The sequence below is a fragment of the Ruania alkalisoli genome (genome assembly GCF_014960965.1).
In the GTDB taxonomy this organism is placed as follows: domain Bacteria; phylum Actinomycetota; class Actinomycetes; order Actinomycetales; family Beutenbergiaceae; genus Ruania; species Ruania alkalisoli.
In genome coordinates, this window is record NZ_CP063169.1 from 201,884 (window position 1) to 217,599 (window position 15,716).

The following is a 15,716-nucleotide window of genomic DNA, read 5'->3' on the forward strand; positions in this document are numbered from 1 at the left end:
GGGGTGTCGGACCCTCTGAAGAACGCCCACATCCTGGTGACCGGTGCCACCGGATTCGTCGGTCAAGCCGTCGTGGAGAAGCTGCTCGCGACCCACCCGACGACGCGGATCACGCTGCTCGTGCGCCCGCGTGGTGCCCTGGCTGCCGAGGACCGGGTGCGCAAGCTGCTGAAGAAGCCCGTCTTCGGGCCGTGGCGTGAGCGCATAGGTGCTGACGCCGCCGAGGCCCAGTTGGCGGAGCGGATCACCGTCCTGGCCGGCGACCTGGGTGATGTGCCGCCGCTTCCCACGGACCTGACCCACGTCGTGCACTCCGCCTCCACGGTCTCCTTCGACCTGCCGATCGACGAGGCCTTCGCCGCCAATGTCGGTGGGCCGGTGAGTCTGTACGAAGCGCTCGAAGCGACCGGTGCGGATCCGCACGTGGTGCACGTCTCCACGTGCTATGTGGCGGGTCTGCGCAAGGGGCTGGCCGAGGAACGTAGCCTCGACCATGACGTGGACCGTCGCGTCGAGACCACGCGCGCGCTCCGGGCCCGCGAGTCCGCCGAGGCTGCCTCGCGCCGGCCGCAGGTGCTCGACAAGATCGTCGCCAAGGCTCGCGCCACCCATCGTCGCGCCGGGGCTCAGGCCGTGGCACAGGCAGCGGAGGAGGCGCGCCGGGCGTGGGTGAACGATCAGCTCGTCACCGCGGGCCGTACCCGCGCCACCTCACTCGGGTGGCCGGACGTGTACACCTTCACCAAAGCACTCGGTGAGCGGGTCGCCGAGGATCTGTGGGCCGGTGCCGGGCACCGCCTGTCGATCGTGCGCCCGACCATCATCGAGAGCTCGTTGCAGCACCCGTTCCCCGGCTGGATCGACGGGTTCAAGGTGGCCGACCCGCTGATCGCCGCCTACGGGCGCGGCATGCTGCCGGAGTTCCCAGCGCTCGCGGACTCCATCCTGGACGTCATCCCCGTCGACCACGTGGTGAACGCGATCCTCGCCGCGGCGGCGAGCCCGCCGGACGTCGCGGAGGAGCCTGACGAGACCACGGTGACGAGCGTGGATCCGCGGACCAGAGCCGCCTACTACCAGGTGGCCTCCGGCAGCCGGAACCCGCTGCGGTTCGGCACGATCCTGCGCCTGCTGCGGGAGTATTTCGAGCAGCACCCGCTCACTGGTGATGACGGGTCGTTCGTGCAGGTGCCGAACTGGACCTTCCCGCACGGGCCGGCGGTGCAGCGGTCGCTGCGTCGCCGGGAGATGGCGGTCGATGTCGCGGACTCGCTGGTGGGCAAGTTGCCGCCGAACGACACCACCCGCTCGTGGATCTCCTCGGTGTACAAGGCCAAGCGCGACCTCGGTACCCTGCGCAAGTTCACCGATCTGTACCAGGCGTACACGCAGACCGAGGTGGTCTTCGACGACACCAACACGCATGCCTTGCATGAGGCTGTCCCGGCGGAGCGGAGCGAGGAGCACGGCTTCGACGTGTCCGCGATCGACTGGACGTACTACATGAAGGAGGTGCACGTCCCGAAGGTGCCGGGGCTGATGCGCGCCCGTCGGCCGCACAGCAAGCCGAGCACGAGCGCGAAGAGCCTGCCGCAGCGTGAGGACGTGCTCGCCGTGTTCGACCTGCACGGCACGGTCGCGGCGGCGAGTCTGATCGAGCACTACGTGTGGGTCGAGCTCGCGGCCAAGGGCGCGGTGCCCGCACTTCGCGGGCTCGGCGGGATGGTCGCCTCCTCGGGTACCTACCTGCAGGCCGAGTGGCGCGACCGGGGCGACTTCATCCGCTCGTTCATGCGCCGGTACGCGGGGGTGGATGAAGCGGTGCTGCGCGAGGTGATCGCCACGAAAGTCACGCCGTCGCTGCGGGCGAGGCTGTTGTCGGAGGCTACGGAGCGGATCGCGTTGCACCGCGCCGCCGGTCACCGGACGGTGCTGGTCAGCGGTCAGATCGACGTGTTCGTGGAACCGCTCGCTGACATGTTCGATGTGATCGTGGCCGGGCAGATGGAGAAGGACTCGGGCGGTCGCTGGACCGGTCACCTGGCGAGCTCGCCGCTCGTGGACGAGGCGCGCGCCTCGTGGCTGCGCCGGTACGCCCGCGAGGAGGGGATGGACCTGGCGGGCTCGTACGCCTACGGCGACACCTACGCCGACCGGCCCTGGCTGGAGGTGGCGGGGAAGCCGAACGTGGTCAACCCGGACGCCACCCTGTACCGCTATGCCCGTGAGAAGCGCTGGCCGGTCCACTCGTGGACCACGACGGCGGAAGGTAGGTTCTCGCCCGTCCTCCGTTCGCTGGGGTCGCGTCGATGAGGGGCAGGTCTCACACCACCCCGGTACCGATCGCCGGGACTGCGATGGTGACAGGCGGGACCTCCGGGATCGGCTTGGCTTTCGCGCGGGCACTGGCCGCACGTGGGTGCGACCTGGTGCTGGTGGCGCGGAACCGCCAGCGCCTGGATGCCACGGCCGAGGCGCTGCGCTCCGAGCACGGTGTGGCTGTGGAGACGCTTGTGGCCGACCTGGCCAGACGTGGGGACGTCGACGTCGTCGCCCGGCGTCTCGAGGACGCGGGCGCGCCGGTGGACATCCTGGTCAACAACGCCGGGATGGGCGTGCACACGCCGCTGACGTCCACCGAGATCGCGGTGCACGACGAGGCGATCGACGTGATGATCCGGGCGGTGCTCGTGCTCGGCGGGGCGGCGGCGCGGACGATGGAGCAGCGTGGGAGCGGCATCATCGTGAACGTGGCGTCGGTGGCCGGCCAGGTGGCGATGGGCTCCTACTCGGCGATCAAGTCCTGGGTGGCGACGTACTCGGAGTCCCTCAGCCTCGACATGGAGGGCAGCGGGGTGCAGGTGATGACCCTGATGCCCGGGTGGGTGCGTACGGAGTTCCACGAACGCGCGAAGATCCGGACGAGTTCGATCCCGGGCGCGCTGTGGTTGGACGCGGACGATCTGGTGACCGACTGCCTGGCCGACCTGGAACGGGGGCGGACCAGGTCGATACCATCCAAGCGGTTCCGGGTGATCTCGTGGCTCGCGCAGCGCCTGCCGCGCGCCGTGGTCCGGAGAGCGACGGCACGGATCAAGAAGGGGCGCCGATGAGCACGAGGGACGAGCGCAAGCGCACCTCGCGCTACCACTCTGCCGTGCACCGGTGGGCCCGGTACATCGCGCAGCGGTTCATCTTGCGCCCGATCGTGTTCTCGAACGTGCGGGTGACCGTCGAGGGTGAGCGACATGTGGCGGACCTCGACGGTCCCTTCATCGTCGTGGCCAACCACTCCAGCCACCTGGACGCCCCGCTGTGCATCACGGCGCTGCCTTACTCGGTGACCAAGCACGTCGCGACGGCGGTGGCGGCCGACTACTTCTACCGCTCGACCTGGCGCAGTTCGCTGACGTCGTTGTTCTTCAACTCCTACCCGGTCGAACGCGGCAAGGCGCGTGGGAAGTCGTCGGGACTGTCGGTCTCGCTGTTGCGGCAGGGGGTGCCGTTGCTGATCTTCCCGGAGGGAACGCGTTCGCGCACCGGTGAGATGGCCGACTTCACGCCCGGTGCGGCAGCCCTGGGCCGGGCGTTGCGGGTGCCAATCGTGCCGGTGGCACTGGTGGGTGCTCACGATGCGATGCCGCCGGGCACGTTCTGGCCCAAGACCGGCCGGATGCCGGTGAAGGTGCTGATCGGTAAGCCGGTGCGGGTGCGCCCCCGGGAGGCGCTTGCTGACCTGAACGCACGACTGACCGCACGGGTGCGGGCGATGCACACGATGCAGACCTCGTACGTGCTGGTCACCGATGACGACCGTCCGTCCAGTTCCGGTGAGTCGGAGCTGCCGGACGCACAGGAAGGGATCTCATGAGCGACGTCGTGCACCAGAAGTGGTGGGGCTGGGGTGTGGAGGGTGTGGCCTTCAACCCCGACAACAAGCCGGGCTTCGCCCCGTTCGTCCGCAAGGTGATCGGGATCGATGTGACCGGGCCCGCTGGGAGCCCGCCCTCGTTCGACGAGCTGGACGTTCCGGCCTCGCGCCTTCCGGACGAGCTCGGCGCCACGTTACGTCGGCTGGTGGGCGACCACCAGGTCACCACGGACGACATGGATCGCGTGGTGCACACCTACGGCAAGGGCTTGCGTGATCTGGTGCGGGTGCGTGCCGGTGACCTGCCGCGGGTACCGGATGTGATCGTGTACCCGGCGAACGAGGACGAGGTCCGCGCGGTCGTCGACGCTGTGGTGGGTGCCGACGCCGTGCTCATCCCCTTCGGTGGTGGGTCCAACATCTCCGGGTCGCTGACCCCGCAGGCGGACGAGGACCGCACCGTGGTCTCGCTCGACCTGGGGCGGTTGAACCGGGTGCTGGAGATCGACTCCGATGCCGGGCTGGCACGGGTGCAGGCCGGTGGCCTGGGTCCGGACCTGGAGGAGCAGCTCACTGAGCGCGGCTGGACGATGGGGCACCAGCCGGACTCGTTCAAGCACTCCACTCTCGGCGGTTGGATCGCGACCCGGTCCTCGGGTATGCAGTCCGACAAGTACGGCGATATTGCCGAGATCGTGCGCGGGCTGACCGCGGTGCTTCCCGGCAAGGTCCTCACGCTGCGGCCGCTGCCGAGCACGTCCACCGGTCCGAGCGTGCGGGAGATGATCCTCGGTTCGGAGGGCCGGCTCGGTGTGATCACCGAGGCGTGGGTGCATGTGCACCGGCTGCCGGAGAACCGCGAGGTCATCGCCTACCTCTTCCCGAACTGGGCTGCGGGGATCGCCGCGATGCGCGACATCTCGGTCTCGGATGCGACGCCGTCGATCACCCGCGTCTCGGACGCGAATGAGACGGCCTTCTCGCTGGCTACCCGCAAGGAGTCCAAGGGCCTGTCCTCCAAGGTGGGCGAGGGGCTGTTCGAGCTGCTCCGCCGCCGCGGATGGGACCTGGAGAAGGTCTGCATCTCCTACATCGGCTACGAGGGCGGTTCGGCGAAGGTCCGTGCCGACAAGTCCGAGGTCGGGAAGATCGTCGGCGAGCACGGCGGCATCAAGCTCGGCAAGGGCCCGGGCGCGATGTACGACCAGAAGAAGTTCGACACCCCGTACCTGCGGGACTTCCTGCTCGACCGCGGTGCGCTCGGCGATGTCTCCGAGACCGCGGCGCCGTGGTCACGCCTGGGTGAGGTCTACGTCTCCACCGTGCGAGCGGCGAAGAAGGCGTACGAGGAGGTGGGCGTGCAGGGGTTCATCATGTGCCACCTGTCGCACTCCTATCACTCGGGTGCATGCCTGTACTTCACGTTCGCCTTCCCGCCGCGCGAGGACACTCCGGAGCTGGAGCAGTACGACGTGGTGAAGTCGGCGATCCAGCAGTCGTTCATCGACCACGGAGGGACCCTTTCCCACCACCACGGGGTGGGCACCGACCACGCCCCGTGGATGGAGCAGGACATCTCCGAAGCCGGTGTGGACCTGATGGTGGGACTCCTCTCCTCGGCCGACCCGGGCCGCAACCTGAACCCGGGCACGCTGCTTCCGCCCGAGCGGGAGTGGTGAACCACCTCCACCCGCGCGAACGCTGATGTGTTCGGCATCTGACGCACAGATGCCGAACACATCAGCCTTCGCGCAGTAGCGGGCCCTTGCCTCCTGGGTCTCGGTGCTCTTGACTGCGTGATGTGACCTCACCGGACGTGGACCGCGACCAGAAAGCTACCGCGCCCCCCACCCCACCCTGGCGCTACGCCGTCGGGATGTTCGGGACATCGATCCCGATCAACCTGATCAAGGGCTCGATGATCCTCTACTACGTGGACATCCTCGGCCTGGATGTGCGGGCGTACGGGGTGGTCATGGTGATCTACGCGATCATCGACGCCCTCGACAACCCGCTGCTCGGCTTCCTCTCGGACCGCACGCGCACCCGCTTCGGCCGCCGCCGGCCGTGGTTGCTCATCGGGGCGCCGCTACTGGCCGCGTGCATGATCGCGTTCTTCTCCGCACCCACCTCGCTGGACGGGATGGGCCTGGTGCTGTGGTTCGCGGTGTTCGCCATCCTGTGCGAGGCCTTCGACTCGATGCTCAACGCCAACTACGGCGCCCTGCTGCCGGAACTGTTCCCGGCCGAGCGCCGCCGCGCGGTGGCAAACTCGATGCGCCAGGGATTCCAGCTGGTGGCACTGGTGATCTCCCTCGCCGTCACCCCGGTGCTGACCACGAGCGTGTTCGGCACCGAGACCACCACCGAGGGCTTCACCACCACCGCGATCATTTACGGCGCGATCGCCGTCGTCGTGATCGCCTTCATGGTCCTCTCGGTCCGGGAGAACCCGCGCTACTCCACCCGCGAGCGCCCTCGGTTCCTGCCGGCGATCGGTTCGGTGCTGCGCAACCCGCTGTTCTGGCAGGTGGGCCTGGTGGGTGCCTGCTACGGCATCGCGATGGCGCTGGTGCTCAGCGGTGTGCAGCTGTACGTGCGCTACAGCCTCGGCCTACCCGTGGCCAACGCGCTGTACCTGCAGGGCGCCGTGATCGGGGTGACGGCCCTCGCGCTGCTCGCCTGGACCCGGCTCGTCGCGCGGTTCGGGGCGCCGCGGATGTGGCGGATCGCGTTCCTTGTCCTCGCCGGCGGATTTGTCGCCCTGTTCTTCGCTACGGATCTACTCACCGGCATCCTCGCCGGGGTCGTGCTTGGCCTGGGATGGTCCGGCATGCTCGCCACCAACGACCTCATCGTCGCTCGCGTACTCGACGGCGACGCCGCCCGCCACGGTGAGCATCGCGAGGGCCTGTTCCTCTCCGCGTTCGGGTTCTTCGGCCGCCTCAACGGCGTGGTCACCGGGCTCGCGCTGACCTCGCTGGGCGTGTTCTTCGGCTACAACTCCGGCGACGATCCCGGCAGCGACCCGGGCTTCGCGTTCCGCGTCTACCTCACCGTGTATCCGTTCGCGCTGACGGTGATCGGCGCCGTCGCCTCCCGCTTCGTGCGGCTCCCCGAGGCCGGTGCGCCGCGATGAGACGCCTGGTCCTCACCGCCGACGACCTGGGACGAGACGCGGCCACGACCGCGGAGATCGTCGCCCTTGCGCGCGAGGGACTGATCACGGCCACCACGGTGATCCCTGTGGCGCCTGCCTCCGCCGAGGCAACCGAGCAGATCACGACGGCGCAGGTCGCCACCCGTGTCCACCTCACGTTGACGAGTGAGGCCAGCGAGACCAGCACGACGAGCGAGTTGGGCGTGGCTGCGTGGCGACCGCTCGCCGATGTCCCGAGCCTGGTTGAGGCCGACGGGAGCCTGACGACCGATCCGTACCGGCTCGGTGCGCGCGGCAGGACCGAGCACGTGCTCACGGAGCTCGAGGCGCAGCTGGCGTGGACCCGCGCGCAGGGCCTTCACGTCACGGCCGCCGATTCCCATGCCGGCACCCTCTACGGTCTGCACGGCCAGTCCTGGCTGGAGCCGGCACTGCGCTGGTGCGCCCGGCACGGCCTCGGCTTCCGGCTGCCGCGCGACCTCGCCCCCTACCTGGGTGGCCCGGCGCCAGAACCCCTGCGCTCCGCCCACGCGGCTGCCGTGGCCCTGGCCGACGAGCTCGGCGTGCCGATCCCGCAGACGATGATCACCAACGACCGCACGGCCGCCGAGTGGGGCGACTACGAGGCGTTCAGGCGCGGCATGCTCGCCCGGGTCGCCACCCTGGGGGAAGGCACCAGCGAACTGTTCCTCCACCCCTCGTCCGCTCCGGAGATCCGGGCGTGGGAGGCGCGGTTGCTGCGCGATCCTGCCCTGCGGGAGACCTTTCGTTCCGAAGGCATCACCCTCGTGGCAGGGTGGTGAGCGTGGCACCCGCCGTGCACCGCCTGCGCCTCGGCCGCGCCGATCTGCTCACGACGCCGTACCTCGCCCTCGGCTTCGAGGTGCCGCCTGGGTGCGCCTCGCTTGAGGTGAGGCTCGAGTATGACCGGACGTCCGCCGTCGTGGATCTGGGGTGCGAGGGGCCCGCCGGCTGGCGGGGGTGGTCCGGTGGGGCGCGGGAATCGTTCGTGATCGGGGCCGACCGTGCGACGCCCGGATACCTGCCCGGGGAACTGGAGGCGGGGGAGTGGACCGTGCAGCTGGGGCTGTACCGCTTGCCCGCCGAGCCGATCGAGGTGACGGTCACGGTGCTCACCCCAGCCGAATCCGACGTGATGCCGGATCCCGCTCCGGTCGCTCCGCAGCAGGCGGCCCCGCGTGGGAGCACCCGTGGCCTGCCCGCCGAGCCCGGGCTGACCTGGTATGCCGGGGACCTGCATGCGCACAGCACGCACTCCGACGGCGAGCAGTCCCTGGCCGAGCTCGCGGCTCTCGCAGTGCAGGCGGGATTGGACTTCCTCGCCGTTACCGAGCACAACACCGTCTCCCACCACCGGCTGCTGCCGGAGGTGGGGCGGGCGCTGGGGATCCCGCTGCTGCCCGGGCAGGAGGTGACCACCGATCGCGGGCATGCGAACGTGTTCGGTGAGGTGGGCTGGATGGACTTCCGCCGGCCGGTGGCCGAGTGGATCGCCGACGCGCAGGCACGTGGTGGGCTGGTGAGCATCAACCACCCGCTGGAGGGGGAGTGGGCGTGGCAGCACCGGTTGGATGCGTGGCCGGAGGCGGTGGAACTGTGGCACGTCACGTGGTTCCGGGATCTGCGTTCCACGCAGCCCTGGGGGCTGTGGCCGCACTGGCGCCAGGATGCGGTGCTGCTCGGCGGCAGCGACTACCACCACCCCCGCCACGGGTACCTCCCCGGTACGCCGACCACGTGGGTGGCGGCCGAGTCGCCTGAGCCGGAGGCGGTCCTCGCGGCGATCCGGGCGGGACGGACGGCGATCTCGCACCCGGGTCCGAACTCCGCGGCGCTGCTGCGGGTGGGGGAGGAGCTGGTGGCCGAGGGTGCCGAGGGGGCAGTGCTGACCGATGCTGACGGCCGGGCACAGGTCATCAGGCAGGCGCGTGCGCGGGTGAGCCTGGACCGGGCGGGGCGGGGGCCGTTCCGGCTCACCTCACCGGATCGGGAGCTGCTGGCGATCAGTCCGTGACCCACTGCACTGTGACCCGGCACGCTGTGGGCAGGCCCACCCGACTGTGCACGGACCAGGGGATTCGTTACCTCCTGGACACCCGCTCCGTCGTCGAGGGTGTGGACAGGAGGCACCCGTTCTGTGGACAACTCCTCCGTGTCGTGGTGTACCCACACGTCGGTCCCCAGGCCGTACACAGGAGAGGCTCAGAAGTCCACAGCAACACGCCGTCTGCCTGTGGATGACACGCGTGTAACTCGACACGCCAACACAACCCCTTGGGGTCTGCCGCACCGGCCACCACTAGGTGTAGTGTCTTTCTTGTCGCTCACGATCGAGGCCGACGTAGCGGCACGAGCGAATCACACGGTTGTAGTTACAGTGCAGGAACTTGCGGGGCGAGACCGGGTGAGGACGAGACGAAGGATGAGGAAGGGACGCGGAGAACAATGACCATCACCGTCTTCAGCAAGCCGGCGTGCGTGCAGTGCGATGCCACCTACCGTGCGCTCAAGAAGCACGGCCTGGAGTACGACGTGGTGGACATCTCCACCGACGCCGAGGCGCTCGAGTCCGTCAAGGCGCTCGGGTACCAGCAGGCACCTGTCGTGTTCGCCGGCGGCGATCACTGGTCCGGTTTCCGTCCGGACAAGATCAAGGCGCTCGCCGCGGCGAACGTCACGCAGTCCTCGGCCGCGCTGGCCTGATCGCACTGATCTGATCGTCCCGACTGGCCGATCGGCTCGAAAGGGGGCCCGCACCGTGCCGGGCATCGTGTATTTCTCCTCCGTATCGGAGAACACGCGCCGATTCGTGGACCGGCTCGAGCTGCCGGCCGCGCGGATCCCGCTGCGGCCGGTGGATGCACCCCTGCACGTGAAGGACCCGTATGTGCTCTTCACGCCGACCTATGGGGGCGGCGACGGCCAGGGTGCGGTGCCCAAGCAGGTGATCCGGTTCCTCAACGATGAGCACAACCGGTCCCTGATCCGTGGGGTGGTGGCCGCAGGGAACACGAACTTCGGGTCCGCCTACTGCCTGGCCGGGAACATCGTGGCACGCAAGTGCAAGGTGCCCCATCTGTACAACTTCGAACTACTAGGAACCGCTGAGGACGTCACGCGCGTCCGTGAGGGATTGGGACAGTTGTGGCTGCAACAGTGACCGAGGACGCCATCGAGGTGGCAGCACCGAACGAGTCCGGGATGGATTACCACGCGCTCAACGCGATGCTGAATCTCTACGGCCCGAACGGTGAGATCCAGTTCGACAAGGACCGGGAGGCGGCGCGGCAGTACTTCCTGCAGCACGTCAACCAGAACACGGTCTTCTTCCACAACCTCGCCGAGAAGCTCGACTACCTGGTCGAGCACGGCTACTACGAGACCGAGGTGCTTGAGAAGTACTCCCGGGAGTTCGTGCAGCGGCTCTTCGACCACGCCTACGGCAAGAAGTTCCGCTTCCAGACGTTCCTGGGTGCCTTCAAGTACTACACCTCGTACACGCTGAAGACCTTCGACGGGAAGCGGTACCTGGAGCGGTTCGAGGACAGGGTCGCGATGGTGGCGCTGACGCTGGCCGACGGTGACGAGGACTTCGCGATGTCCATGGTCGACGAGATCGTCTCCGGCCGTTTCCAGCCGGCCACCCCGACGTTCCTGAACTCGGGCAAGAAGCAGCGCGGGGAGCCGGTCTCCTGCTTCCTGCTGCGCATCGAGGACAACATGGAGTCGATCGCGCGGGCGATCAACTCGGCACTGCAGCTGTCCAAGCGTGGCGGTGGTGTGGCACTGCTGCTGAGCAACGTGCGTGAGCACGGGGCGCCGATCAAGAAGATCGAGAACCAGTCCTCCGGGGTGATCCCGGTGATGAAGTTGCTCGAGGACTCCTTCTCCTACGCCAACCAACTCGGGGCGCGTCAGGGCGCGGGCGCGGTGTATCTGCACGCCCACCACCCCGACATCTACCGGTTCCTCGACACCAAGCGCGAGAACGCGGACGAGAAGATCCGCATCAAGACGCTCTCCCTGGGTGTGGTGATCCCGGATATCACCTTCGAGCTGGCGAAGAACAACGAGGACATGTACCTGTTCTCCCCGTACGACGTCGAGCGCGTGTACGGGGTGCCCTTCGCGGAGGTGAACGTCACCGAGAAGTACCGCGAGATGGTCGACGACGGGCGGATCAAGAAGAAGAAGATCAAGGCGCGCGAGTTCTTCCAGACTCTCGCCGAGATCCAGTTCGAGTCCGGCTACCCGTACGTGATGTTCGAGGACACGGTGAACCGGGCGAACCCGATCAAGGGCAAGATCACGCACTCGAACCTGTGCTCGGAGATCCTGCAGGTCTCCACCGCGTCGACCTACAAGGACGACCTGTCCTATGACCACGTCGGCAAGGACATCTCCTGCAACCTGGGGTCGCTGAACATCGCACTCACCATGGACTCCCCGGACCTCGGCAAGACCGTCGGTACGGCGATCCGGGCGCTGACGGCGGTCTCGGACCAAACTCACATCTGGTCGGTGCCCTCGATCGAGCAGGGCAACAACGACTCCCACGCCATCGGCCTCGGGCAGATGAACCTGCACGGCTATCTCGCCCGGGAGCGGATCCACTACGGCTCCGAAGAAGGTGTGGACTTCACCAACATCTACTTCTACACGGTGCTGTTCCATGCGCTGACCGAGTCGAACAAGCTGGCCATCGAGCGCGGGAAGGCGTTCAAGGGGTTCGAGGATTCGAAGTACGCCAGCGGCGAGTTCTTCGACAAGTACCTCCAGCGAACGTGGGAGCCGGCCACCGAGCGGGTGCGCCAGCTGTTCGACGAGGCGGGCGTGCGGCTACCCACCCGGGAGGATTGGGCGGCGCTGAAGGAGTCGGTGCAGGCGCACGGCATCTACAACCAGAACCTGCAGGCGGTGCCGCCGACCGGTTCGATCTCCTACATCAACAACTCCACCTCCTCGATCCACCCGGTGGCCTCGAAGATCGAGATCCGCAAGGAAGGCAAGATCGGGCGGGTCTACTACCCGGCGCCGTTCCTGACGAACGACAACCTGGAGTACTTCGAGGACGCCTACGAGATCGGCTACGAGAAGGTGATCGACACCTACGCCGCAGCCACCCAGCACGTGGACCAGGGCCTGAGCCTGACGCTGTTCTTCAAGGACACGGTGACCACGCGTGAGGTGAACAAGGCGCAGATCTACGCCTGGAAGAAGGGCATCAAGACGCTCTACTACATCCGCCTGCGTCAGCTGGCGCTGGAGGGCACCGAGGTGGAGGGTTGCGTCAGCTGCGCATTGTGATCCACGACGGCGGAGCTCACCTCGCGTGAGGCCGTCACCTCTTGCAGGACCTACTCTTCGCGTGAACCAAGGAGCACCACCCGTGTCAGAGAAGCTCAAGCTCGTGAGCAGAGTGTCGGCGATCAACTGGAACCGGATCCAGGACGAGAAGGACGTCGAGGTGTGGAACCGCCTCGTGAACAACTTCTGGTTGCCGGAGAAGGTGCCGCTCTCGAACGACATCCAGTCCTGGCACACCCTCACCGAGGCCGAGCAGCTGATGACCACGCGGGTGTTCACCGGTCTGACGATGCTGGACACGATCCAGGGCACGGTGGGTGCGGTCTCGCTCATCCCGGATGCGCTCACCCCGCATGAGGAGGCCGTCTACACGAACATCGCGTTCATGGAGTCGGTGCACGCGAAGAGCTATTCCTCGATCTTCTCCACGCTGATCTCCACCCAGGAGATCGACGAGGCGTTCCGTTGGAGCGAGGAGAACGAGAACCTGCAGCGCAAGGCCGAGATCGTCCTGAACTACTACCGCGGTGACGATCCGCTCAAGCGCAAGGTCGCCTCCACGATGCTGGAGTCGTTCCTGTTCTACTCGGGCTTCTACGCCCCGATGTACTGGTCCTCCCGGGCGAAGCTGACCAACACTGCGGACCTGATCCGGTTGATCATCCGGGACGAGGCCGTGCACGGGTACTACATCGGGTACAAGTACCAGAAGGGCCTGGAGAAGGAAACGCCGGAGCGGCGGCAGGAGATGAAGGACTACACCTTCGAACTGCTCTTCGAGCTCTACGACAATGAAGAGGACTACACCGAGGCGCTCTACGACCCGCTCGGCCTGACCGAGGACGTGAAGGCGTTCCTGCGTTACAACGCGAACAAGGCGCTGATGAACCTCGGCTACGAGGGGATGTTCCCGAAGGAAGCCACCGCGGTGAACCCGGCGATCCTGTCTTCGCTCTCCCCGAACGCCGACGAGAACCACGACTTCTTCTCCGGGTCCGGTTCGTCGTACGTGATCGGTAAGGCCGTCAACACCGAGGACGAGGACTGGGATTTCTGATCCGGACCTGTCTGGTGCCTCCTTCCAATGAACGGAGGGAGGAGTCCCGAGATCGACCAAGAGTTCTGACATGGCTGCCGAGATGCACCCGTGGTCATCCCGTTTTCGTGAGTTCGCGGCTCAGGGCGCTAGGCGGCTGAGCCTGACAGGATGTGTCGGTGGGTGCGCATGATGGGGGAGCGTTCATGCTCGTTTGCTTCCGGAGATGCGTAGATGCATTGCGCAGAGGATGTAGCCGCGGCCGGTCGCTCGGACCACCTGCTCCCAATTTGGCGAGTTCTGACACTAGGAGTTGAGTAGTTCAGCCATGGCCACGAGGGAAGTCGAGGAGCGTGCGGTCCACACGATCAAAGGCTTACTCCTGGCCTGTCCACGACTGGATGATCATCTGAAGACCGCTGACTCGGGCCCTCTCACCGATGGCCACATCGACTTCCATTCCCGTGACGATGACAGAGTCGAGACCTTCCGAGCAAGAGTCTCCGTTCAGGTTAAGGGCCGGAGTTTCGAGCCCGGTAGTAAGCCGCGCGCATCCTTTTCGTTCCAGAGATCGCACCTCCAGGGCTACCTGAGCCTGAAGGGTATCCTCTTCTTCGTCGTGGACATCGACTCGAAAACGAAAGCCGCCAGACCCTACTACGCGATACTCAACCCGCTCAAGCTTGACGACCATCTGAAGAGCGCCCGTGGGGACCAGAAGAATATCTCAATCAGGGTCAAGCCGGTGCCGTCTAGCCCTGAAGCGCTCGAAGACATCGTGGCGCTTGCCCACAAGAAGTCCGATGAGAAGCCAGGGAGCGTCGCCGATCTGAGCATCCTGGGTGAGAGTTCCAGGTTCAACATCCACACCGATGGTTCGATCCGCTTTGATGGACGAAGCCTTCTGGAACTCGACCCTAAACGCGATGACTACTTGGTGACCGCTGAAACCGACTTTGGTGAGCAGGTAGTCGAGCAGGCAGCGATCAAGTTTATCCCTGAGGACTGGCTGATAGGCAAGTCCCTTGATTTCGCTGTGGTCGCTGGCGGTGTAGCCATCGAGCAGCCGTTCCGTAGGCGTCTCGATGAAGATACAGTTGCGCTGGAGTTGAACGACAGCCTCAGGGTGCTACTGAAGCGCCCTGTTGGTGGCCAACAAGCGATCAAGTTGCAGTTCGATATGAGCCGGTACCTCCACTCTAGAGTCGAAACCTTGGAGTTCGTCTTCGGCATGCTCGATCAGCGGGGATTCTGGCTGGGCGATACGTTCGTGCAGCAGAACGAAGCGGCTTTGAGTGACGAGGATGGACTGCGTGCGCAACTGGAGTACCTGCAGTCTCTTGCGGCGGTCTTCAATTCTATCGGAGCTGACACCAAACTCATCGACCTTGAAGAGATCACCGACCGCCAGTACAAGCAGCTCGTGGACCTCTACGACCCTCTAGTGAGTAGGGTTGAGGCCAAAGCTGATCTGCCCGGTCCGGGTCGGATCCTCCAGCCCGTGGGCAAATGGCGAATCGAGCTAATATGTTTTGAAGGCTCCGAGCCGGGCAACTTCAAGGTGCGCCACCTGTTCGATCCCGAACTGATGATGCATTTCGCCGCGAGTGTTGAGACGGACGAAGGCGTGAAGCGGCACCTTGTCACGCCCTATGATGCCTTCGTCGACGACGAACACCTTCCGTACACCCTGAACCTCCGGCTCGATGGAATGGTCGACTACTACCGCAAGATCTCCGAATACGCGGAGATCACTAGCTTTGCTACGCAGACGGTCCTCCGCCTCGTCAACAGCTCTGACCAGGTGCCAGAGCGTAGGAAGGAGTTCCTCGGCGCGGCGATGGCGCTGAACGACTGGCTCATCGAAGCAGGTGACGAGCGAGCACCGTACGTGATCAACAGACTCCAGATCGTCGCACGCCAGCGTGAACTGATCTCTGAGGAGCGTGATTTGCTTCGGGCCATCAAGCATACAGGCGACCCTGACGAGTTGATTAGAACTCTCGTCGCCTACTCCTGCTCCGTCCTCCTGGGTGATACGGAGGAAGCCGATTTCGTATTTAGTCGCTTTGAACCGGAAACGCGGTCTCAGGTCAAGACGTGGCCGATCTGGACATTGCATGATCAAGGGCTTCCAGACCACTCTGAGAAGCGCGTAACTCCGGAGTGGATCACTGCCTGGAGCTTGACCGAGGAGGGGCGAGCGAACAGTGGTGGCGCGGAGCGCCTGAAATGACGCGAGCCCTGGGCCCTGTCGTCCGGCAGGAACTCCCGAGGCTCACTTCCGCAGTCACCTCGATGGTGCGGCATCTTTCCAGGTT

Annotated in this window: 12 protein-coding genes; all 12 read left to right on the forward strand. The window is 66.1% G+C overall.

Annotated elements, in window-relative coordinates:
- The first annotated feature begins 3 nt into the window (after positions 1–3).
- The 12 genes from IM660_RS00955 to IM660_RS01010 all read left to right on the forward strand — a co-directional run bounded on the left by IM660_RS00955 (position 4) and on the right by IM660_RS01010 (position 15,631).
- Positions 4–2,313, forward strand: a complete 2,310-nt coding sequence (locus tag IM660_RS00955) for an HAD-IB family phosphatase (RefSeq protein ID WP_246465074.1) — start codon at positions 4–6, stop codon at positions 2,311–2,313.
- On the forward strand, positions 2,310–3,113 hold the full coding sequence (locus tag IM660_RS00960; protein ID WP_193497593.1) for an SDR family NAD(P)-dependent oxidoreductase: 804 nt from the start codon (positions 2,310–2,312) through the stop codon (positions 3,111–3,113). Before IM660_RS00955 ends, IM660_RS00960 begins: the two co-directional genes overlap by 4 nt.
- Entirely contained in the window at positions 3,110–3,871 is a 762-nt protein-coding gene (locus IM660_RS00965) for a lysophospholipid acyltransferase family protein (RefSeq protein WP_193497594.1), read from the forward strand. Before IM660_RS00960 ends, IM660_RS00965 begins: the two co-directional genes overlap by 4 nt.
- On the forward strand, positions 3,868–5,550 hold the full coding sequence (locus tag IM660_RS00970; protein ID WP_193497595.1) for an FAD-binding oxidoreductase: 1,683 nt from the start codon (positions 3,868–3,870) through the stop codon (positions 5,548–5,550). The genes IM660_RS00965 and IM660_RS00970 overlap by 4 nt, the downstream gene beginning before the upstream one ends.
- A gap of 122 nt (positions 5,551–5,672) precedes the next feature.
- Positions 5,673–7,010, forward strand: a complete 1,338-nt coding sequence (locus tag IM660_RS00975; protein WP_246465075.1) for an MFS transporter — start codon at positions 5,673–5,675, stop codon at positions 7,008–7,010.
- On the forward strand, positions 7,007–7,834 hold the full coding sequence (locus IM660_RS00980) for a carbohydrate deacetylase (protein WP_193497596.1): 828 nt from the start codon (positions 7,007–7,009) through the stop codon (positions 7,832–7,834). Before IM660_RS00975 ends, IM660_RS00980 begins: the two co-directional genes overlap by 4 nt.
- Before the next feature lie 2 nt (positions 7,835–7,836).
- Complete coding sequence (locus tag IM660_RS00985) at positions 7,837–9,066, forward strand: CehA/McbA family metallohydrolase (RefSeq protein WP_210769051.1); 1,230 nt, start codon at positions 7,837–7,839, stop codon at positions 9,064–9,066.
- A 431-nt stretch (positions 9,067–9,497) separates the two neighbouring features.
- A complete protein-coding gene (gene nrdH / locus IM660_RS00990) occupies positions 9,498–9,755 on the forward strand; it encodes a glutaredoxin-like protein NrdH (RefSeq protein WP_159619085.1) in 258 nt (85 codons plus the stop codon).
- Between the two features lie 55 nt (positions 9,756–9,810).
- Complete coding sequence (gene nrdI / locus IM660_RS00995; RefSeq protein ID WP_193497597.1) at positions 9,811–10,212, forward strand: class Ib ribonucleoside-diphosphate reductase assembly flavoprotein NrdI; 402 nt, start codon at positions 9,811–9,813, stop codon at positions 10,210–10,212.
- A 41-nt stretch (positions 10,213–10,253) separates the two neighbouring features.
- On the forward strand, positions 10,254–12,359 hold the full coding sequence (gene nrdE / locus IM660_RS01000) for a class 1b ribonucleoside-diphosphate reductase subunit alpha (RefSeq protein ID WP_193499159.1): 2,106 nt from the start codon (positions 10,254–10,256) through the stop codon (positions 12,357–12,359).
- A gap of 82 nt (positions 12,360–12,441) precedes the next feature.
- Positions 12,442–13,416, forward strand: a complete 975-nt coding sequence (gene nrdF, locus IM660_RS01005; protein ID WP_193497598.1) for a class 1b ribonucleoside-diphosphate reductase subunit beta — start codon at positions 12,442–12,444, stop codon at positions 13,414–13,416.
- A 307-nt stretch (positions 13,417–13,723) separates the two neighbouring features.
- The gene (locus tag IM660_RS01010) at positions 13,724–15,631 is read left to right on the forward strand and encodes a hypothetical protein (protein ID WP_193497599.1); all 1,908 of its coding nucleotides are present in this window, start codon (positions 13,724–13,726) and stop codon (positions 15,629–15,631) included.
- The last annotated feature ends 85 nt before the right edge of the window (positions 15,632–15,716 follow it).